Source organism: Microvirga alba (assembly GCF_015694465.1).
Classification (GTDB): Bacteria; Pseudomonadota; Alphaproteobacteria; order Rhizobiales; family Beijerinckiaceae; genus Microvirga; species Microvirga alba.
Genome location: NZ_JADQDO010000002.1, coordinates 530406 through 551972, shown reverse-complemented (window position 1 = coordinate 551972; position 21567 = coordinate 530406). Strand labels below are relative to the sequence as shown.

General features: G+C 64.2%; 17 protein-coding genes. 11 read left to right on the top strand and 6 right to left on the bottom strand.

From position 1 onward, the window contains the following. Positions 1-4 precede the first annotated feature (4 nt). The 3 genes from I2H38_RS06865 (at position 5) to I2H38_RS06855 (ending at position 3818) form a co-directional block, all read left to right on the top strand. Complete coding sequence (locus I2H38_RS06865) at positions 5-739, top strand: hypothetical protein (RefSeq protein ID WP_196271073.1); 735 nt, start codon at positions 5-7, stop codon at positions 737-739. Between the two features lie 240 nt (positions 740-979). Beyond that, positions 980-2245 carry a transcription termination factor Rho gene (gene rho, locus I2H38_RS06860; RefSeq protein WP_196271072.1) on the top strand — a complete coding sequence of 422 codons (1266 nt, stop codon included), beginning with the start codon at positions 980-982 and terminating at the stop codon, positions 2243-2245. 697 nt (positions 2246-2942) lie between these two features. Further along, on the top strand, positions 2943-3818 hold the full coding sequence (locus I2H38_RS06855; protein WP_196271071.1) for an NAD(P)-dependent oxidoreductase: 876 nt from the start codon (positions 2943-2945) through the stop codon (positions 3816-3818). 112 nt (positions 3819-3930) lie between these two features. On the opposite strand, the gene I2H38_RS06850 is transcribed toward I2H38_RS06855, so the two are convergent. Continuing rightward, positions 3931-5940: a thioredoxin domain-containing protein gene (locus I2H38_RS06850; RefSeq protein ID WP_196271070.1), complete on the bottom strand. Its 2010-nt coding sequence runs from the start codon at positions 5938-5940 to the stop codon at positions 3931-3933. A 121-nt stretch (positions 5941-6061) separates the two neighbouring features. Here I2H38_RS06850 and mnmE point away from each other — a divergent pair, with 121 nt between their 5' ends. From mnmE to I2H38_RS06820, 6 genes are all read left to right on the top strand, one after another. Further along, positions 6062-7372 (top strand): tRNA uridine-5-carboxymethylaminomethyl(34) synthesis GTPase MnmE, encoded by a 1311-nt coding sequence (mnmE, locus tag I2H38_RS06845; RefSeq protein WP_196271069.1) that lies wholly within the window; start codon positions 6062-6064, stop codon positions 7370-7372. Positions 7373-7550: 178 nt separating this feature from the next. Then, complete coding sequence (gene mnmG, locus I2H38_RS06840; protein ID WP_196271068.1) at positions 7551-9437, top strand: tRNA uridine-5-carboxymethylaminomethyl(34) synthesis enzyme MnmG; 1887 nt, start codon at positions 7551-7553, stop codon at positions 9435-9437. After that, positions 9434-10072: a 16S rRNA (guanine(527)-N(7))-methyltransferase RsmG gene (gene rsmG / locus I2H38_RS06835; protein ID WP_196271067.1), complete on the top strand. Its 639-nt coding sequence runs from the start codon at positions 9434-9436 to the stop codon at positions 10070-10072. The genes mnmG and rsmG overlap by 4 nt, the downstream gene beginning before the upstream one ends. Next, positions 10069-10908: a ParA family protein gene (locus I2H38_RS06830; RefSeq protein WP_196271066.1), complete on the top strand. Its 840-nt coding sequence runs from the start codon at positions 10069-10071 to the stop codon at positions 10906-10908. The genes rsmG and I2H38_RS06830 overlap by 4 nt, the downstream gene beginning before the upstream one ends. Before the next feature lie 24 nt (positions 10909-10932). Next, entirely contained in the window at positions 10933-11811 is an 879-nt protein-coding gene (locus I2H38_RS06825; protein WP_196271065.1) for a ParB/RepB/Spo0J family partition protein, read from the top strand. A gap of 275 nt (positions 11812-12086) precedes the next feature. Next, positions 12087-13214, top strand: a complete 1128-nt coding sequence (locus I2H38_RS06820; RefSeq protein WP_196271064.1) for an anhydro-N-acetylmuramic acid kinase — start codon at positions 12087-12089, stop codon at positions 13212-13214. Positions 13215-13329: 115 nt separating this feature from the next. Here I2H38_RS06820 and I2H38_RS06815 read toward each other — a convergent pair whose 3' ends face one another. Both I2H38_RS06815 and I2H38_RS06810 read right to left on the bottom strand, forming a co-directional pair. Then, the gene (locus I2H38_RS06815) at positions 13330-14574 is read right to left on the bottom strand and encodes an extracellular catalytic domain type 1 short-chain-length polyhydroxyalkanoate depolymerase (protein WP_196271063.1); all 1245 of its coding nucleotides are present in this window, start codon (positions 14572-14574) and stop codon (positions 13330-13332) included. 111 nt (positions 14575-14685) lie between these two features. Next, the gene (locus tag I2H38_RS06810; protein ID WP_196271062.1) at positions 14686-15105 is read right to left on the bottom strand and encodes a CopG family transcriptional regulator; all 420 of its coding nucleotides are present in this window, start codon (positions 15103-15105) and stop codon (positions 14686-14688) included. A 219-nt stretch (positions 15106-15324) separates the two neighbouring features. On the opposite strand from I2H38_RS06810, the gene I2H38_RS06805 reads away from it, so the two are divergent. Continuing rightward, a complete protein-coding gene (locus I2H38_RS06805) occupies positions 15325-16317 on the top strand; it encodes a PhnA-like protein (RefSeq protein WP_196271061.1) in 993 nt (330 codons plus the stop codon). A 37-nt stretch (positions 16318-16354) separates the two neighbouring features. Here the strand turns inward: I2H38_RS06805 and holA are convergent, their stop codons facing one another. Genes holA through leuS form a run of 3 tightly spaced genes read right to left on the bottom strand, consistent with a single transcriptional unit; the run spans position 16355 to position 20523 of the window. Then, positions 16355-17374, bottom strand: coding sequence for a DNA polymerase III subunit delta (holA, locus tag I2H38_RS06800; RefSeq protein ID WP_196271060.1), 1020 nt, complete (start codon positions 17372-17374; stop codon positions 16355-16357). 4 nt (positions 17375-17378) lie between these two features. Then, entirely contained in the window at positions 17379-17915 is a 537-nt protein-coding gene (gene lptE, locus I2H38_RS06795; RefSeq protein ID WP_196271059.1) for an LPS assembly lipoprotein LptE, read from the bottom strand. After that, the gene (gene leuS / locus I2H38_RS06790) at positions 17902-20523 is read right to left on the bottom strand and encodes a leucine--tRNA ligase (RefSeq protein WP_196271058.1); all 2622 of its coding nucleotides are present in this window, start codon (positions 20521-20523) and stop codon (positions 17902-17904) included. Before leuS ends, lptE begins: the two co-directional genes overlap by 14 nt. A gap of 328 nt (positions 20524-20851) precedes the next feature. Here leuS and I2H38_RS06785 point away from each other — a divergent pair, with 328 nt between their 5' ends. After that, positions 20852-21532, top strand: coding sequence for a YggS family pyridoxal phosphate-dependent enzyme (locus tag I2H38_RS06785; RefSeq protein ID WP_196271057.1), 681 nt, complete (start codon positions 20852-20854; stop codon positions 21530-21532). The last annotated feature ends 35 nt before the right edge of the window (positions 21533-21567 follow it).

Here is a 21567-nt window from a genome sequence, read left to right as displayed (position 1 = left end):
CGCGATGGCGAAGAACGACCTCGTCGCATCAGCCGCCCGCAACAATGCCCTGTGGTGCGACACGGTTTGCCGGGCTCACGGCAAGCCGGGCGAGTTTCACCAGGCGATCTGGCTCAACCGGTACGGCACACCGCCGTTCTACCCCGACGCGGTGACACTCGATGGTCGTGACGCATCCGGACTTTTCGACATCCTGGCCGATCTGACTGGCGCGGATCGCGGTCGCGGTTGGGCGGTCAAGGACAGCTTTCACGGCCTGGATTTATCCCCCTTGGGCTTTGAGACGCTGTTCGATGCGCAATGGCTTTGCCTCGAAACCGCGCCTGGAAAGGACCACCCTGGAGATCACCCTTTTTCCGTGATTCGAACCGAGGGTGAATTGGCGGACTGGGAGGATGCCTGGGCCGGGCTGGAAACCGGCTTGAGCGATCGATCGTTACGTCTGTTCGGCTCACAGCTCCTGTTCGATCCCGATATCGTCGTTGCGGCCATCAAGCGTGATGGCGCGATGGTCGGCGGGGGAATTTTGAACCGGGGTGCCGGTGTCGTTGGCCTGTCCAACCTCTTCGCCCTCGCCTTTGACCGCGATACGGTCCGCCGACGATTGGCGGAACTCGCTGTGACGATTTTTCCCGGCCTGCCCCTTGTCGGTTACGAGCGAGGCGCGGATCTTGCGGCTGCGCGCCGGATCGGCTTCGAGCCGATCGGAGATCTGCGGATTTGGCACCGTCCAGCCTGAATCAGTCGATTCCTGCCCTGCCCATTCTTGAATGTGAGGCCTTGAGACTCACTTCGGAAAGGTTTAGAAGGGATCTCCCTTCCTAAAAGACAGGTCGCGCCGCACGGGCCCTCCCGGGTCCTCCAAGTCACATCTCGTGAACTGGGTGGCCCTGTCCAACGTTCCCCTTCAGCTCCCCCCACGCGTTCAGTTCTCTCCTTTTCGAACCTGCCCGCGAACCCTACCCGAGAGTGTTCCCCGATGAGGGAAATCAAACTTCAAGACCTGAAATCCAAGACGCCGACCGAACTCATCGCTTTCGCCGAGGAGCTCGAGGTCGAGAACGCGAGCACGATGCGCAAGCAGGAGCTCATGTTCGCCATCCTCAAGCAGCTGGCCGCCCGCGAGGTCGAGATCATCGGCGCAGGCGTCGTCGAGGTGCTGCAGGACGGCTTCGGCTTCCTGCGCTCGGCTGATTCGAACTATCTGCCCGGCCCGGACGACATCTACGTCTCCCCGAGCCAGATCCGGAAATTCGGCCTGCGCACCGGCGACACGGTAGACGGCCCGATCCGCGGGCCGAAAGAGGGCGAGCGTTATTTCGCCCTGCTCAAGGTCAACACCATCAATTTCGAGGATCCCGAGAAGATCCGGCACAAGGTTCATTTCGACAACCTGACGCCGCTCTTCCCGACCGAGCGCTTCAAGCTCGAAATCGACGATCCGACGAAAAAGGATTATTCGCCGCGAATCATCGACATCGTCTCGCCGATCGGCAAAGGCCAGCGCGCGCTCATCGTGGCGCCGCCGCGCACCGGTAAGACCGTACTGATGCAGAACGTGGCGCAGTCGATCACCACCAACCACCCCGAATGCTACCTCATCGTGCTGCTCATCGACGAGCGCCCGGAAGAGGTGACCGACATGCAGCGCTCGGTGAAGGGCGAGGTCGTGGCCTCCACCTTCGACGAGCCGGCCTCGCGCCACGTCCAGGTCGCCGAAATGGTGATCGAGAAGGCCAAGCGCCTCGTGGAGCATGGCCGCGACGTGGTCATCCTGCTCGACTCGATCACCCGTTTGGGCCGCGCCTACAACACGGTCGTTCCGTCATCCGGCAAGGTGCTGACCGGCGGTGTCGACGCTAATGCCCTGCAGCGTCCGAAGCGCTTCTTCGGTGCGGCGCGTAATATCGAAGAGGGTGGCTCGCTCACCATCATCGCCACCGCGCTCATCGACACCGGTTCGCGCATGGACGAGGTGATCTTCGAAGAGTTCAAGGGCACCGGTAACTCGGAAATCATCCTCGACCGCAAGGTTGCCGACAAGCGCACCTTCCCGGCCATCGACATCACCCGCTCCGGCACCCGCAAGGAAGAGCTTCTGGTTCCGGCCGACACGCTCAAGAAGATGTACGTGCTGCGCCGTATCCTCAACCCGATGGGCACTGTCGACGCCATCGAGTTCCTGCTCGACAAGCTGCGCCAGACCAAGTCGAATGCCGAGTTCTTCGATTCAATGAACACCTGAGCCGGAACGTCCGGCTGCGGAATTTTGGCCCCATCCTCGGCAACGAGGGTGGGGTTTTTTAATGATGGAAGACCCCCATCAGCCAGAGCACCAGCAGGGTCAGCACCGCTGAGATCAGCAAGGACCAGAGACAGCCGACCCGGTTCGAGAAGAAAAGAAACATCGCCGGTTTCCTCTAGCCTTTGCCATCCCCGACCGCCGACAGGCCGGGAAGGCGATATGGGAAACGCGAAAAGGGACGATGGATTTCCTTCCACCGCTTCGTTCTGGCTGGGAACGACCCTATCCCGTCATTCCGGGGCCGCGTGAGCGGAGCCCGGAACCCATAAACGCCGACAATCCCGGAAGAATCTCATCGGCGACCCTATCGCTTCTTCCGAATAAGACAGCGTTTATGGGTTCCGGGTTCGCCTGCGGCGCCCCGGAATGACAGCCGATGCGTGACGGCGGCACAGATGGACGGGAGGGGATTCTTCAAAACGAGGCTGACCTCGCCACTCTCCCAACCTTTCCAAACCCGATCCTCGTTCGCATAACCGAACAGGTCACCTGAATATTCGCTAGGGTCGGAAAGAGTTCCCGCCAGGAGCCCACCGCCCGCGGACGCTTTGCCGGAGGTCGCAGTTCAATCCATTGCGCCACCCTATGGCCTCAGAGTTCGCTCACAGTGCGAGAGCCCGTGTCGGGGGATCGAAACATGGATGTTGGTTTCATCGGGCTTGGGCATATGGGCTTAGGCATGGCGCGATGCCTGCTTGGGGCCGGACATCGACTTGTCGTCTATAACCGGACTCGCGGTAAGGCCTCGGCCCTCGCGGCGGAGGGTGCGCAGGTCGCGGACCGACCCGGCGATGCCTGCCGCAGCGACGCCGTCATCACGATGCTGGCGGATGATCAAGCGGTCGAGGACCTTGTCTTTGGAAGCGGAGAGCTTCTGTCTGCCCTTGGATCGAGCACCGTTCACGTCTCCATGAGTACGATCAGCGTCGCGCTCTCGGAAAAGCTGGCCGATGCGCATGGACAGGCTGGCCAGGCTTATCTTGCCGCTCCTGTCTTCGGCCGCCCGGATGCTACAGAGGCGGCGAAGCTCTTTATCATGGCGGCAGGGCCGGACGCGGCCATCACCCAATGCCAGCCCCTGTTCGACGCGATGGGGCAGAAAACTTTTGTCGTCGGCGAGCGGCAGTCTCAGGCCAACGTCGTCAAGCTCGCCGGCAATTTCCTGATCGCCTCCGTGCTGGAGAGCCTGGGGGAGGCCTTGGCGCTGGTGCGCAAGTCCGACGTCGACGCCCATCTTTTCATGGAGCTCCTCACTGAAACGCTCTTCTCGGCGCCGGTCTACAAGACCTATGGATCCATCATCGCCGACGAGAGATATGAGCCTGCCGGGTTCAAAATGGCCCTCGGGTTGAAAGACATCCGCTTGGCCCTTGCCGCGGCCGACGCGAAGACGGTCCCCATGCCGATCGCCAGTCTGCTCAGGGACCACTTTTTGGCCGGGGTTGCGCGAGGCGAAGGCGATTCCGATTGGTCTGCCCTGGCGCGCTTGGCTGCGAGAAATGCCGGCCTGTAAGGCCGAGGTGCATGCTCAAGGCCGGCGTCTCCGGAACGAGACACAGGCTTTCGCCGACCCCTCAGGAAGAGGTCTATGGGAGCCGTTCGCGGCTCTTAAGCGTCGCGCTGGCTCATCGGGACGACAGCATCTCCCGTGCCTGGGTCACGAGAGCCGCCGGATCGTGGACGGGGAGCGAGCAGCGCATCCCGGCGCATATCAATGCCTGCGGTTCCGCGCTCGATGACGCGAGCGCTCGCGCCGGATGGTCGGTATCCAGAATCTCGCCCTCGCGCAGCCATCGTGTGCTGCGGTCGAGATAGGGCAGGCGCAACGCCGCCTCGTGTAGCGTATCCGCCTTGTTTCCCGTGACCAAAATGCTCAAGCCCCGAAGGTGAAGATCGAGCGCGTTGAGGATCGAGGTGTGCCCGAGCGGCGCGGCGCTGGCGATCCCGGTCAGGTGTGCCAGCATCTTCTCGGCGCGGGCGTGATCCTTTTCCGCCCCGGTGATCTGGGCGAGCCGGACGAGTGCTTCGGCGAAGACCCCGTTCGCGTTCGGCACCGCGTCGTCATGGGTCGGCTGCGGCCGGACCACGAGCGGGTCGGCCTCGCATGCGGTCATGGCGAGGACCCCCGTTTCTTCGACGAGGAAGGCGTCGAGGAGAACATCGCGCCAGGTGATGGCATCCCGTAGACAAGCCTCGTCGCCCGTTGCCTCATAAAGGCTGAGCGCTGCGCGCATCATCGCCGCATGATCGAGGGCAAAGCCCGGAAAGATCAGCGCGCCGCCGCGCCACGAGTGCCCGAGCTGGCCATCGCGGGTCATCGATTCGGCAATGAAACGATACGCCTGTCGAGCCAGCGCGATCCATTCCGGGTGATCGAGGAGGGGAGCGGCCCGCACCAGGGCCGCGATCATCAGCCCGTTCCAGTCGGCCAAGATCTTGTCGTCGAGGCCGGGCCGGATGCGGGTGGCGCGCCGGTCGAGCAGCTTCTGCCGCATCCCGGCAAGGCGCCCCTCCGCCTCGGGCGTGACCTCGCCGGAGAGGAGCCGGTTCGGGATATTGGTCTCTTCCCAGTTCCCCTCGCCCGTGATGTCGTAGGCCTCGGCGAAGAACGCGCCGTCCTCGTCCCCCAGGACCTCGATGATCTCCGCCAGACGCCAGATATAGAACCGGCCTTCCTCGCCTTCCGAATCCGCGTCCAGGCTGGCAGCGTATGCGCCGCCCGGCATCGTCATTTCCCGTTGAAGCCAGGTGACGATGCCCTCCGCCGCAGCCCGGAAGAGGGGCCGGCCGGTCTCCGCGAAGGCGAGGGCGTAGAGCTCCAGCAGCTGGACGTTGTCGTAGAGCATCTTTTCGAAATGCGGCACCAGCCAGCGCTCATCGACCGCGTAGCGGGCAAAGCCGCCGCCGAGGTGATCGTGGATGCCACCAAGCGCCATCCGTTCCAGGGTGAGAAGAAAGAGCTCGCGGGACAGGGCATCCCCCGTCCGCCGGGCATGGCGCAGGAGATATTCGAGGATCGGTGGGTTGGGAAATTTCGGCGCGCCCTGGAGACCGCCATTCTGTGGGTCGATAATCGCGGCAAGCTTTTCGCCCAGATGGTCGAGGTCCTCCCGGGTGAAGGCGCCGCCATCGCCGGTCGCGGTTTTCGCAAGGTGCTGTCTCAAGGCTGCGGTGTTCTTCGCCACGCGCTCCGGTTCGACGCGATAGATACGCGCGATCTCGCGCAGGACCTGGACGAAGCCGGGGCGGCCGAAGCGGGGCTCCTTGGGAAAATAGGTGCCACCCCAGAACGGCTCGCCCTTCGGAGTCAGGAACATGGTGAGCGGCCATCCGCCCTGCTCGCCGAGAAGATGGAGCGCGGTCATGTAGACATGGTCGACATCGGGCCGTTCTTCCCGATCGACCTTGATATTGACGAAGAGCTCGTTCATGACCGCCGCCACGCCGGGGTCTTCGAAGCTCTCGTGGGCCATCACGTGACACCAATGGCACGCCGCGTAGCCGATGGAGATGAGGATCGGCCGGTCGAGCCGCATCGCCTCGGCTTGCGCCTCCGGCCCCCATTCCCACCAATGGACAGGATTGTCCCGGTGCTGCAGGAGATAGGGGGAAGAGGCGTCCTTGAGTCGGTTCATCGATCCTGCTCCGAGGGGGCGTGGTTCAGGGATCCAAAGACAGGCGCGAACGATTCGGATCTGAACCGATCGTTAAGTCGCTTCGAGTTAAAGCTTTCTCAACCCGTTTAGGTTCACGCTCATGCGTTCGGATGACACCATCTTCGCCATTGCGTCAGGCTATGGCCGCGCGGCCGTCTGCATCATCAGGATCAGCGGGGCGAGAAGTCGATTCATCCTCGAAACGATTGCCGGATCGGTGCCCGATTCCCGGCGCGCCTCCGTTCGCTTGCTGCGCGAACCGGCCTCCGGGGAGCCGCTCGATCAGGCCCTCGTGCTGTGGATGCCGGGGCCGAACAGTTTTACCGGCGAGGATCAGGCCGAGCTTCACATCCATGGCGGGTTGGCGACGCGGGCCGCGATCTTGCGCGTGCTCGGCTCGCTGGAGGGATGTCGCGCGGCGGAAGCCGGGGAGTTCACCCGCCGGGCCTTCCTGAATGGGCGGATGGACCTTAGCCGGGTGGAGGGCCTCGCCGACCTGATCGATGCCGAGACCGAGGGTCAGCGCCGCCAGGCCCTGCTCCAGCTCGAAGGCCGCCTCGGCAACGCCGCGGAGGGATGGCGCGAGGACATTCTGCAGGTGCTGGCGCTGATCGAAGCGAGCCTCGACTTCTCCGATGAGGGCGATGTGCCCGATGGCTTGGAGGCCGACATCCTGCGCCGCCTCAAGGCGCTGGGGGACGAACTCGGCCGGGTGCTGGCAAACCGCAGCGGCGAGCGCCTGCGCGAGGGCCTGACCGTCGTGCTCGCCGGTCCCCCCAATGCGGGCAAGTCGACCCTGCTCAACGCGTTGGCACAGCGCGACGTCGCCATCGTCTCGCCGATTGCCGGCACGACTCGCGACGTGATCGAGGTCCATTGTGATCTTGGCGGTTTGCCGGTGGTCATCGTCGACACGGCGGGCCTGCGCGAGAGCGGCGACGTGATCGAGCAGGAGGGCGTCGCCCGGGCCCGTGCCAAGGCGGAAGGCGCGGATGTGGTGCTCTGGCTCGTGCCGCCGGAAGGCGCGGCGAGCGAGCCGCCGGTTGCGCGGCGGCTCCTGCGCATTGCGACCAAATCGGATTTGAATCGGATCCGAGAGGATTGCGACCTGGAGGTCTCGGCCACGACCGGCGAGGGCTTGCCGGAGCTGATCCGTGCTCTGGAGGCCGAGGCCGAAGCGGCTTTGGGGCAGGGCGATGCGCTCCTGACCCGTGAACGGCATCGTCGGGCCTTGGAGCGCACCCATTCTTCCATCGTGCGGGCGATGGAGATGTTGGCGTTTGACGAGCCGGTGGAGCTGATCGCGGAGGAGGTTCGGCTGGCCTCACGCGCCGTCGGCGAGATCACGGGACGGGTCGATGTCGAGCATATGCTCGACCGGCTGTTCTCAAGTTTTTGTATCGGAAAATAGGGGCTGAGGGGCTGTGCCTATCCCTGTTCATGAGGCGGGGAGAGGGAGTCGATAAGCGGCGGACAGGCTGTGGATAGACTGTGTAGAAGAGACCGAGACCTGCGATGTTTCACGTGAAACATTTTGCCCTTTTGACCGCGATCCCGACAGGCCGTACAGGCGTGTCCTGGAGATTTCCATGATTCACCGATTCGACGTGATTGTTGTCGGCGGCGGCCATGCCGGTGCTGAAGCGGCGGCCGCTTCCGCGCGCATGGGCGCGCGCACCGCGCTCGTCACCCATAAGGCCGGGACCATCGGCGCCATGTCCTGCAACCCGGCCATCGGCGGTCTGGGCAAGGGCCACCTCGTTCGTGAGATCGACGCCCTCGACGGGGTGATGGGGCGCATCGCCGATCAGGCCGGCATCCAGTTCCGCCTTCTTAACCGCCGTAAGGGACCCGCCGTGCGCGGCCCACGCACCCAGGCCGACCGCAAGCTCTATGCCCGCGCCATGCAGGCCGAACTGTCCCGGACGCCGAACCTGACCATTGTCGAAGGCGAGGCTGACGACATCGTGGTCGAGGAGGGCCGGGTGACGAGCCTGCTCCTGGCCGACGGCCGCAGGCTCGGCACCGGCGCCGTCGTGTTGACGACCGGCACCTTCCTGTCCGGCCTGATCCATATTGGCGAACGCAAGATCCCGGCGGGCCGGATGGGGGAGCGTCCCTCGCTCGGCTTGCCCAAAACCTTTCAGCGACTCGGCTTCACCCTCGGGCGGCTCAAGACCGGCACGCCGCCGCGCCTCGATGGCCGCACCATCGATTGGGCCTCGGTCGAAAAGCAGGCCGCCGATGATGAGCCGGTACCGTTCTCGGCGCTGACGACGACCATCACTGTGCCGCAGATCGAGTGCGGGATCACCCGCACGACGGCGCAGGTCCATGCCCTCATCCGGGACAACCTCCACCGCGCCCCGATGTACTCGGGCGACATCCAGGGGCGGGGGCCGCGCTATTGCCCCTCCATCGAGGATAAGGTGGTGCGCTTCGGCGACCGTGACGGGCACCAGATCTTTTTGGAGCCGGAGGGGCTCGACGACATCACCGTTTATCCCAACGGTATCTCGACCTCCTTGCCGGAGGACGTCCAGCTTGGCCTCCTGGCCCATATTCCTGGCCTGGAAAAGGTCCGGATGATCCAGCCCGGCTACGCGATCGAGTACGATTATGTCGATCCACGCAACCTGACGCCGAGCCTCGAAACCAAGGCCGTGCGGGGTCTTTTTCTCGCCGGTCAGATCAACGGGACGACTGGCTATGAGGAGGCGGGGGCGCAAGGACTGGTCGCCGGTCTCAATGCCGCCCGCTGCGCTTCCGGTCAGGACGGCGTCGTGTTCGACCGGGCCGAATCCTATATCGGCGTGTTGATCGACGATCTCGTGACCCGAGGGGTGAGCGAGCCCTACCGTATGTTCACCTCACGCTCCGAGTATCGGCTCAGCCTGCGCATCGACAATGCAGACGAGCGGCTGACCGGGAAGGGGCAGGACATCGGCTGTGTCGGCCCGGAGCGCGCGGCGCATTTCCGGCAATCGCAGGACGACATTCGGCAGACCACGGCGCAGCTTCAGGCGCTCAACGTGACGCCGAAGGAGGCTCTCCGCTACGGTTTGGAGCTGAACCAGGACGGCATTCGCCGCAGCGCCTACCAGCTTCTGTCCTATCCGAATATCGGCTGGGACCGGCTGATCGCGGTCTGGCCGGAACTGGTGGCGGTGCCCGCATCCGTGAAGGAGCGGCTTGAGACCGACGCGACCTATGCTGTCTATCTCGACCGTCAGAAGGCGGATATCGCCGCTTACCGCCGGGACGAGGGTGTCGTGCTCGAGGACGCGATCGACTTCCAGAACCTTCCCGGCTTGTCGAACGAGATCAAGGCCAAGCTTGATCTGGTGCGCCCGCAGACTTTGGGGCAGGCGGCCCGAATCGAAGGCATCACGCCCGCCGCTTTGACCCTCCTTGCGGCTCACGCCAAGAAATTATCCGCACGTAGTGTCCAGGAAATGGATTCGGTATCGCCATGAAACCTTCTGCCGCATCGCATTTGGACAGCCTCGCGCCGTTCGATGTTTCACGTGAAACAGAGGAGAGGCTCTCTCTCCTCGAGAGCGAACTGCGCCGTTGGCAAGCGATCAAGAATCTCGTCGGCCCCGGGACCCTCGATCACATCTGGGACCGGCACATCGTCGATTCGCTTCAATTGCTCGACCTGGAACCAGAGGCGCGGACCTGGCTCGACCTCGGTTCGGGCGCCGGATTCCCCGGGCTGGTTCTCGCCATCGCCGGGTTTGAACGCGGCCTGACGGTCCATCTCGTCGAGAGCAATTCGCGTAAATGCGCTTTCCTCCGGAACATCGCTCGGCTGACCGGTGTGCGGGCTTTCGTGCATGAAGCACGGCTGGAAACCGTCATTCCTACTTTCGTGGGTAAAGCCGATGTGGTTTCCGCAAGGGCACTCGCCTCGCTAACCAAGTTGATAGAATGGACGGAACCGTTGTTGAAAACGGGGACAACTGGTCTGTTTCCCAAGGGACGGGACGTGGAGTCGGAATTGACCGAGGCGCGGGAATCGTGGACATTCGAAGCAGAAATCCTGCCGAGCCGGACCGATTCCGAAGCCAGGATTCTTCGCATCACTTCCATCGAGAACCTGTCATGATCACCGACCGCAGCGGATCCGACCAAGGGACGCGCCCGGGCAAGCCCCGCATTCTGGTGCTCGCCAATCAAAAGGGCGGCGTCGGCAAGACCACCACGGCCATCAATCTCGGAACCGCTTTGGCCGCCATCGGCGAGAAGGTGCTGATCGTCGACCTCGATCCGCAGGGCAACGCGTCGACTGGCCTCGGCATCGATCGCAAGAGCCGTCGCGTTTCGACCTATCATGTGCTCGCCGGAGAGTCGTCCTTGGCGGAGGCCATCACCGAGACCGTGGTGCCGCGTCTCTACGTGGCGCCCTCGACTCTCGACCTGTTGGGCATCGAATTGGAGATCGCCAGCGAGCGCAATCGCGCGCACCGGCTCCGCTCGGCGATCGAGGGTCTGATGAGCGTCGAGGTAAATGATCCCTTTACCTATGTTTTGATCGACTGCCCGCCTTCGCTCAATCTTTTGACCATCAATGCCTTGACCGCGTCTGATGCCGTCCTGGTGCCGCTCCAATGCGAATTTTTTGCGCTGGAAGGCCTCAGCCAGTTGCTAAAGACCGTCGAACAGGTCCGTGCGGCGCTCAATCCGCAATTGTCGATTCATGGCGTCGTGCTGACCATGTTCGACCCGCGCAACAACCTGTCGGGGCAGGTCGTGGCCGACGTGCGCGAGTTCATGGGCAACAAGGTTTACGAGACCATGATCCCGCGTAACGTTCGCGTGTCGGAAGCGCCGTCGCACGGCAAGCCGGTGCTGCTCTACGATCTGAAATGCGCCGGCTCGCAGGCCTATCTTCGACTCGCATCCGAAATCATTCAGCGTGAGCGCGCTCTCCGCGCGGCTTAAAATCAAAAACAATTGAGAGAACCAATGGCAGAAGAAGGCAAGTCGCGTTTGGGGCGGGGACTGGCGGCGCTGATCGGCGAGGTCGGCGACGAGATCGGCGTGGTTGAGCGCGGCAAGGGCCAGCGCCGGGTACCGGTGGAGTTCCTGCGTCCCAACCCGCGCAATCCGCGCAAGACTTTCGAAGACAGCGAGCTGCAGGAGCTGTCCCAGTCGATCAAGGATCGCGGCATCATCCAACCCATCGTGGTGCGACCGCTGCCGAACAAGTCCGATGCCTATGAGATCGTCGCGGGCGAGCGCCGCTGGCGCGCGGCTCAAGCCGCCGGTTTGCATGAGGTGCCGGTCGTCGTGGTCGATATCGACGACAAGACCTCGCTCGAATACGCGATTCTTGAAAACGTGCAGCGCGCGGACCTCAACCCGGTCGAGGAGGCGCAGGGCTATTCCCGGTTGATGGCCGAGTTTTCCTACACGCAGGAGAACCTGTCGAAGATCATCGGCAAGAGCCGCAGCCATATCGCCAACATGATGCGCCTCTCGGATCTGCCGGAATCGGTCAAGACGTTGCTGGTCAACCGCCAGATCACCGCCGGCCACGGCCGCGCGCTTCTGTCGGTCAAAGACCCGCTCGGCGTTGCCAAGAAGATCATGAGCGCCGGCTTGAGCGTCCGTCAGGTCGAGGAAATCGCGCAAGCCGAACACGCGGAGCCCTCGACGCTCGAGACCAAATCGGCGAAGCCCAAGGCGGCAAAGGACCCCGATACCCGCGCGCTCGAAAAGGCGCTGCAGGACGTGCTCGGCCTCACCGTCGCCATTGACCACAAGGGGCAGGGCGGCGAATTGCGCATCCGCTACAAGACCCTGGAGCAACTTGACGGGCTTTGCCGCAGGCTGAATCCGTAACGACGAAAAACACTATTTTATCAATATGTTAAAGCGGGTCTGCGACTATTGTCGCGCCCGCTTTTTTTCTGTATCGCCCTGGTTGATCCAGGCGGGGTGACCCGGCCTGAGGCTGGATCAACCTCTCGCGCAAGGCGGGCCTGATCCTCGGCTATGACCTATCGGAAAGAGCATTGCGATTGCTCGGCCCGACGATATGATCACGGTCATCAGGCGAGCTTGACTGGCCGAAACCGGTGCGAAGAGTTCGCCCGATCCGTGAAGGGGAGATTGTCGTGAAGCCAGCGTGGGCCATCGGATTGATGACCGGAACCGTCCTCGACGGCAACATCGACATCGCCTTGATCAAGACGGACGGCGAGACGGTGCAAGAATTCGGGCCCTGGACGCTCGCGCCGTATCCACCGGAACTCCGCCCGCTGCTCCGAGAGGCCATGGCCCAGGCGCGCGACTGGGGTTTCGAAGGTCCCGAGCCTGAGATCTTCGCGCGCGCGGAAGACGCCCTGACCCGGGCGCAATCGGCGGCTGTCTCAGCCTTTCTCGCGAAGGCCGAAATCAAGCCATCGGACATCTCCGTCATCGGTTTTCACGGCCAGACCATGCTTCACCGCGCCCCCGAGGGCGAGCGCCGGGGCAAGACCCGGCAACTCGGCAACGGCGCGCTGATGGCGAACCTCGTCGGCGCGAACGTGGCCTTTGATTTCCGGACCGCCGATATGGCGGCGGGCGGGCAGGGCGCGCCCTTGGCGGCGAGCTACCACGTCGCGCTGCTGCGCAGCATCGACGCCAAGTCGAACGCGGCGGTCCTCAATTTGGGTGGCGTGAGCAACGTCACCTGGTGGGGCGGCGACACGATGGTTGCGTTCGATACCGGCCCGGCCAACGCTCCGCTCAACGACTGGATCGGCCGATATGGCCTTGGCGACATGGATCGCGACGGCCTCATCGCGGCCCGTGGAACAGTGGATGAGGCGCGGCTTGCCCGCCTTCTCGAGCATCCTTATCTCACGGCGCCCTATCCCAAGTCGCTGGATCGCAACGATTTCACGGCGTCCATGGCTGACGGGCTGAGCGTGGAGGATGGCGCAGCCACGTTGACGGCGTTCACCGCAGGCGCCGTGGGCAAAGCGCTCGATCTGCTGCCCCAACGCCCCGCGCGGCTCATCCTGTGCGGCGGCGGGCGAAGAAACCCGACGCTGGTGGATGCCATTCGCAAGCGCGCGCGCGTCGAGCCGATCATGGCGGAGGCAGTGGGTTGGCGCGGCGATGCCGTGGAGGCGGAGTGCTTTGCATTTCTTGCCATGCGCGCCCTTCGCGGATTGCCGATCAGCTTCCCGCTGACGACGGGCGTCAAGCAGCCGATCACCGGTGGACGCATCGCGATGTTCGACGCGGCGGCTTAAGCCTGGGTGTGGAGTTGCAACGATCAGCCGGTATGGCTTGATCATGTCTTTTTGAAACATGATCAAGCTCTTGGCGGCGATGGTGTCGGTGAGGTCCGCTTGTCCCGATCATGTTCTAGCCGAGAGGCGCGGCTTTCGTTGGGTGTTGGAGGAAGAAGCGCATCATCTCGCGACTGGCGTCGGGCCCGCTCGGGTCCGTGTACGATCCGGCGGTGCTTCCGCCGGACCATGCGTGGCCCACGCCGTGAAGGATCCATTGCTCCCGCATTGGCCGCCCGCTTTCGTCCGCCTGCACGGTACGGGTGTACCTGATTCCGCCCGGAGCCTCGCCGTGGCTGACGGTGGTCCGGAGATCCGCCGCAGCACGCGACTGGGCGATGACCTGATCGCCGTTGACTGGATTGACGGTCGTGTCGCGGTCACCATGGAATACGATGATCGGAACGGCGCCGAACCCGCGCGATCCCGGGGAAGATCCGCCCTGCCGCATCGCGGCTAAGGCGGATGGCATGTCGCTCGCGGCACCGCACGCCAATCCGGAATGGACCCCGACGGCCGCGTAGAGATCCGGGTAGGCCGAGCCCATGACGGCCGCTGCGGCGCCTCCGGCAGACAGGCCGGCGATATACACGCGGCCGGGCTCGACGGGGAAGTCGCGCATGATCTGGCGGGTGATCCCGGCGATCAACGAGGGTTCGCCCCGGTCGCGCTGCTGATGGCCCGCGCTGAACCAGTTCCAGCATTTCGAGACATTGGCCGACTGTGCCTGCGCCGGATAAGCGACAAGGAAAGTCTGTTCTTCAGCCAGATCGTTCATTCGCGTTCCGGCGGCAAAGTCGTCGGGCGACTGGGTGCAGCCGTGGAGCATCACCACAAGGGGCAGCGCCGTTCCGTCGTAGCCGCTTGGAACGTAGAGTTTGTACGCTCGGCTTCCCGCCGCATTGGCATAGCCGCGCTCTTCAAACTGCGCCCCGTCCGGCAGAGGAGCCGGGGCGCGCACCACTGCAGGCCCGACCAGTCCGTCGAGCCCACGGACGGAGCCGGGTTGCACGAACCGGTCGAGGAACCCGCGGAGCGCCTCAGGCATCTGCGGCGGGCTCATGCCCCCGGGACGACCGGCGGAGTGCGCCTCACGAAATTGCGGGGACGTCCAAGCGCCTCCGGTTTCCATGGACGGCGGCACCATATCGAGAATGGGCGGCGTTCCGGCCGGCTTCTGCTGTGCATCACCGTCGAAATAGGACGCGGCGGCGGATGAAGGGGCGAGCCCTCCACGCAGGACGGCCATCGCCTCTTCGAGCTGCCCTTCGCGCGTGAGGCGGGTTGCCTCCATCATATCGATTTTCAGGAATACGTTCATGGAAGTAGCTCCTGTGTGGGGTCGGATTCCGGCAAAGAAAGAGCGCTGCCCTTCCTCTCGGAAGGGATTGAAGGCGCTCACTCGGTCTTCGAGTAGCGGAAAATCAGACCCTTATCGGATGCGGTCGCTCAACGCCGCCTTCACCGCGGGACTGGCTTGCAAGGCGCCAAGCACGTGAATGGAGGCAATGGTTTCGCGCGCCAGTTCGGGAGAGACGTCTGCCGCGATGACGGCCAGCCCGAGGACCTGGATGTGAAGCGTCTCACCTGCCGCTCTGACGGTCTCCAGGTCCTGCCGACTGTATTGGCGCAGACCGAGATCGAGTTGGTGCCTCGCGACGGACTGCTTGACGGCGTCGTTGTGGCGATCGAGCTGGTTCCGGATCGCCGTCCGGATGAAATCGGTGCGGTTCGAGTAAAACCCCTCCTGCACCAGGAGGTCGACATGGCCGAGATCGACATAGCCGAGATTGATCGTGATCTTCTCGCTGTCGGCTGCCTTCGGCCGGAGCTCCTGTACTTTATCAGACATCTCGACCATCCATTGACCATCCACATGGATGGTATTTGGGATGACTCGATCGCATTACAAGGGACCCCAGCGCTGAAATTCTCGGGCGTCGGGCCTGAGAATGCCGTCAAGACGGCCCCTCGACCTGCGGCCGCGCGCAGGTTCCCGGAAAGCGGCCTTCCGGAACACGCATGCAGGGCGCACGTTCCTTCTGGGCAATCTTGTGTTCAGGAGGCAGCTATGGTCGATCGCCCTGTCACACTGCCCGCCGAGGATGCCCGCACGATGATGCTCAACCGCATCGCCTGGGGCGCCGTCTTTGCCGGCGTCGTCATCGCTCTCGTCACGCAGCTTATCCTCAACATGATCGGCGTCGGAATTGGCGTGTCGACGCTCAATCCGGGCGCGGGCGCGAGTGCGAACCCCTCCGCGATGTCCCTTTCCATCGGGGCCGGGGTCTGGTTTCTCCTGTCCGGCGTGATTGCCTCCTTTGCGGGCGGCTACGCCGCAGGTCGGCTTGCGGGCAAGCCGAAGGAATCGACTGCGGGGTGGCACGGCCTCACGGCCTGGGCGCTCACGACCCTGGTCATCTTCTATCTCCTAACGTCCACGGCCAGCAGCCTGGTGGGCGGGGCCTACAGTACGGTGACGGGCGCACTTGGAGGCGTGAGCCGCACAGTCGGAGCCACGGCCCAAACCGCACTTCAGGCCGCTGCCCCATCATTATCGCAGGTCACCGATCCGTTCAGCGCTATCGAGAACCAGATACGGGGCGTAACCGGCGGCAATGACCCCGCTGCGCTGCGCGACGCGGCTATCACCGCCATACGTGCCACGCTCACGGGTGACCAGGCTCAGGCGCAGGCCGCGCGGAATCGCGCCGTCGCTGCGTTGGCCCGGGCGCAGAACATCCCGGAGGATCAGGCCCGAGCCCAGATTCAGCAATACGAGCAGCAATACCGGCAGGCGGTGGATCAGGCCAAGCTGCGGGCGACGCAGGCCGCCGACGCTGCCGCCCAAGCTGTCTCCCGGAGTGCTCTGTTTGGCTCGCTCGCCCTTGTCGTCGGTGCCTTGGCGGGCTGGTTTGGCGGTCGGACCGGCACGGTGTACCCGGCACTCACGGAAACGATGTTGGCTCCAGCCGTGCGTACGGGGTTCGCCGAATCGGTGTCACGCAGCGAGCTGGAGGCTGGTCGTCAAACCACGGCTGGCGAACCCATCAGGCAGCCGTAGATCGTGGCTTGTCCGTAGAGCAATCAGGGATCAAGCTCTACCGCCTTGCGGCGCGGGCCAGATCGAGCAGGGTCTTGGCGGCGATGGTGTCGTCGAGTTGTGAGAGCCGCCGGGTGTCCAAAAGGCTTGCCTGGATCTGCGCGATGGCTTGTTTCAGGCTCTCGCTGGTCCAGCGCTGCAAATGGCGTTCCACCAGCGGCTTCCGGCGAAAATGCAGGCCGCGCAGGGTTTCCATGGCCGTCGTGATGGGGCGGCCTTCTTCCACGATCAGGCGCGTGGAGAGCAGCATCAGGGCATGGCGGAGCGCCGCGCCGAGGACCTGCGAGGCATGGACGCCCTCGGCCGCAAGCCGTCGCGAGCCGGTCTCGAGGCCCGCGCCTTCTCCGGCGAAGGCCGCATCCACCACCGCGTCCATGGCGAGGCTCGACACGTCGCTCATGATGGCATCGACATCGGCCAGCGTGATTTCGCGTTGGCCGTGAGCGTAGAGCATCAGCTTCGCCAATTCGCCGCGTGTGGCGAGGCGGTCGCCGCCGAGGCTGGCCAAAAGGGCGGTTCGGACCTCGCGGCTGAGGGAAAAGCCGCCTTTTTGCAGGGTTTCATCGACGACCGCGCCGAGATCGCGGCCGGTATCGCCGTAACAGGGCAGGGCGAGCGCCCGCTGCGAGCGCTCGCAAAGGGTCCGCAAGGGCGAGGTCTTGGCCAGATCGCCGCCTTCGATGACGATGACCGTGTCCTGCAGCTCGCCCTTGAGAACCGCATCGACCGCTGGTGCGATGTTGCGGGACGTCGCCCTGATCCACAGGGCGCGCTTGCCGCCGAACAGGCCCATGGTTCCGGCCTCGTCCGCCAGCCGCGCCGGGTCCGAGGCGAGATCGTCGCCGTCGATGCGAATGAGCTGGAACGGGTCGTTCGGGTCATCCACGGAGCGCTCGGCGACCGCTCGGGCGCGCTCGTTGATCAGGCCGATATCCGGGCCGTAGAACAAATAGACGCCGATGCGCGGATCGGGGCGGCGGAGCGCCCCATCCACGTCACCTGCCTTGACCGCGACCATCAGATCAGGAGCGGGCTTGGAGCGTCGCCGCCAGCCGTGTCTTGACCTGTTCCGACAGCAGCTTAGCGAGCCTGATTTCCGCTTCCCGGCCTGCGCGCAGGGTAGCGAAACGTTGCTCGAAACGGTCGTAGGTCGCCGATGACGTCGCCGTTCCCGTCGTGATCACCGTCGAGCCGTCCGGGGTGGTCAGCGTGTAGGCCAGCTTGCCGGTGAGCGTCGCCGATAGAGCGCGGCCCGACTGGGAATCCACGATCGGCGTCGTCAGCTGCTCTCCGAGCGACAGCCGGAGCACGTATTTCTTCGGCGTGTCGGAGCCCGAGCCGTTGAGGGCGTAGATCAGCTCGCTGCGCAGATAATGGCCGATTCGCGCCTGCGAATCCGGCCACTTCACCTCCGGCACATCGATGGTCGCGAGGACGGTCTGGAGCGACTCGCCCGAGGCCGTCGGGCCATAGAGGGGACGGAAGCAGGCGGACACGCTGAGCACGAGGCCTGCCGCCAGGACGATGCGGGCGAAGCCTTTGAAGTTAAGCGACGACATTCACGATCCTCTGTGGGACGACGATGATCTTGCGAGGCGGCTTGCCTTCCATAGCCTTTTGCACGGCCTCAAGCGAGAGCACGGCGGCTTCGATGGCCTTCTGGTCGGCATCGCGCGGCACGGTGACGTCGGCGCGCTTCTTGCCATTGACCTGGACGGGCAGGGTGATGGAATCCTCAACCAGCAACGAGCGGTCCACGACCGGCCAGGCCGTATCGGCGGCGAGACCCGGTTGGCGCAGGGATTCCCAGCATTCCTCCGCCAGGTGCGGCATCATCGGGGCCAGCATCTGGATGAAGATGCGCCCGGCCTCGCGGAAGGCTTGCGCCAAACCCGGTTCGTCGGCGGCTTTGCCCTGATTGACCAGATCCAGCAGGCTGTTGGCGAGCTCATAGAGATGCGCGACGCAGCGGTTGAAGCGCAGGCGCTCCACGTCGTCCTCGACCGCGGCGAGAGCCTTGTGCGCGGCCTTGCGGACAGCCGTGCCGATGGGGCCTTGCGCCGCCGCGCCGTCCGCCGAGGCCGATCGGTCGGCCAATTCGCCGACGAGACGCCACACGCGCTGCACGAAGCGGCCCGCGCCCTGAACGCCTTCCTCGGTCCAGATCACGTCGCGCTCCGGCGGCGAATCGGACAGCATGAACCAGCGGGCGGTATCGGCGCCATAGGACGCGATGATCTCGTCCGGATCGACGGTGTTCTTCTTCGATTTCGACATCTTCTCGATCGAGCCGATGGAAACCGGAGCGCCGGTCGTCACGTGGAAGGCCTTTCGCGCCGCGCCTTCGGTCTCGAAACGCACGTCGCTCGGCAGGACCCAGCGGCCTTCGGCATCCTTATAGGTCTCATGCACGACCATGCCCTGCGTGAAGAGGCCGGCGAAGGGCTCGTCGAGCCCCGCATGGCCGGCCTTCTTCATGGCGCGGGTGAAGAAGCGCGAATAGAGCAGGTGCAGAATCGCGTGCTCGATGCCGCCGATATATTGATCGACCGGCAGCCAGGCATCGACGGTCTCGCGATCGGTCGGCTTGTCGGCAAGGGTCGGGTCGGTAAAGCGGGCGAAATACCAGGACGAATCCACAAAGGTGTCCATGGTGTCCGTCTCGCGCCGGGCCCCCTTGCCGCATTTCGGGCAATCCACATGCTTCCAGGTCGGATGCCGGTCGAGCGGGTTGCCGGGCACGTCGAAGGACACGTCGTCCGGCAGCGTCACCGGCAACTGGCTCTTGGGCACCGGCACGACGCCGCAATCGTCGCAATGGATGATCGGGATCGGGCAGCCCCAATAGCGCTGGCGCGAGATGCCCCAGTCGCGCAGGCGGAAATTGACCTTGCGCTGGCCGACCGGCTTGTTCCCGCGGGTTTGCGTCTCCAGACGGCGCGCGACTTCCTCCTTCGCCTCCGCAATGGTCATGCCGTCGAGGAAGCGGGAATTGATCAGGCGGCCCTCGCCGTCATAGGCGGTGTCGGTGATGACGAAGCTGGCCGGGTCCACATCCGGCGGGCACACGACGGGCGTGTTGCCGAGGCCGTATTTGTTGACGAAATCCAGGTCGCGCTGGTCGTGCGCCGGGCAGCCGAAGATCGCGCCGGTGCCATATTCCATGAGCACGAAATTCGCCACGTAGACCGGCAGCGTCCAGGACGGGTCGAGGGGATGCTCGGCCCGGATGCCGGTGTCGAATCCAAGCTTTTCCGCCTTGTCGATGGCTTCCTGCGCGGTGCCGGTGCGCTTGGCCGTCTCGATGAAGGCGGCAAGGTCCGGATTCTTTTCGGCAACGGCCTTCGCCAGCGGGTGATCGGGGGCGACAGCCACGAATTTCGCGCCGAACAGCGTGTCGGGACGCGTCGTGTAGACCTCGACCTCGTCCTCGCCACGGGGTGTCGTGTCGGTGCGCAGGGCAAATCGGATCAGCAACCCTTCGGAGCGGCCGATCCAGTTGCGCTGCATCAGGCGCACCTTCTCCGGCCAGCGGTCGAGGGTGTCGAGCTTGTCGTGCAGGTCCTGCGCGTAATCGGTGATTCTCAGGAACCACTGGGTCAGTTCGCGGCTCTCGACCAGAGCGCCGGAGCGCCAGCCGCGCCCGTCGATCACCTGTTCGTTGGCGAGCACCGTGTGGTCCACCGGGTCCCAGTTCACCTTGGCGGTCTTGCGATCGACGAGGCCCGCCTCGACGAAATCGAGGAACATGCGCTGCTGGTGCTTATAATAGCTCGGATCGCAGGTCGCGATCTCACGGCTCCAGTCGAGCGACAGGCCCATGGATTGCAGCTGGCCGCGCATGGTCGCGATATTGGCGTAGGTCCATTCCTTCGGGTGGACCTTGTTCTGCATGGCAGCGTTTTCCGCCGGCATGCCGAAGGCGTCCCAACCCATCGGATGGAGCACGTTGAAGCCCTTGGCCCGCTTGTAGCGCGCCACCACGTCGCCCATGGTGTAGTTGCGCACGTGGCCCATATGGATGCGCCCCGACGGATAGGGGAACATCTCGAGCACGTAATATTTCGGACGCGGGTCGTCGTTGTTGGTCTTGAACAGGTCGCGGTCGTTCCAGACCTTCCGCCATTTCAGCTCGGCTTCCTTGGCGTTGTAGCGCTCGGGCCTCATTTTTCGTAACACATCCGTCATTGTAGAGATTTTAGCGGCGAAGATATTAGCACCTTGCGCCGCCGGGTTGGCGCGGACTAGGACACAGCTCTCCCGCGCGGTCAACGCCTTCGCGCGCGAGAGGGCGGTCGGTTTGTCGCCACCGCGTCATTCCGGGGCGCCGCAGGCGAGCCCGGAACCCATAAACGCCGGTGGTTCAGGATCGGAAGCGGCGGGGTCGTTGCGGATGATTCTGCGAACTCGGCGTTTATGGGTTCCGGGCTCCGCTCAATCGGCCCCGGAATGACGGGGTCTGATGTATGAACGAGAGCACGGTTAAGGGGATTTCATGAGCGACAACAGTTCCGTCGAACGCCTGAAACACGTCCAGGCGAGCGTCAAACGCTCGGCCTCTGACTACGCGCGCGATCCCGCTTCGGTGACCCTCATCGCGGTCTCCAAAACCTTCCCGGCCGAGGACATCGAGCCCGTCCTCGCGGCGGGCCAGCGCGTGTTCGGCGAGAATTACGTGCAGGAGGCCAAAGCCAAGTGGCCGGATCTGCGTCAGCGTTATTCCGGCGTGGAGCTGCACCTCATCGGGCCGCTGCAATCCAACAAGGCCAAGGACGCGGTCGAGCTTTTCGACGTGATTCACACCCTCGACCGGCCCTCGCTGGCGGAGGCGCTCGCCAAGGAAATCGCCAAATCGGGCAAAACCCCACGCCTCCTGGTGCAGGTCAACACGGGTGAGGAGCCGCAAAAGGGCGGCGTCATGCCCGCCGAGGTCGATGCGTTCCTGGCGGCCTGCCGCTCGAAATATGGCCTGACCATCGAGGGCCTGATGTGCATTCCCCCGGCGGAAGACCCGCCATCCCCCCATTTCGCCCTGCTCAACACGATGGCGAAGCGCAATGGGCTGAGATGGCTCTCCATGGGCATGAGCGCCGATTTCGACGCGGCGATCCAGATGGGCGCGACCCATGTGCGGGTGGGGAGCGCGATTTTCGGGACGCGGCCGAAGGCGGCTTGACCGCCGATAGGATGTGACATTCCCGTTCGCGGCGG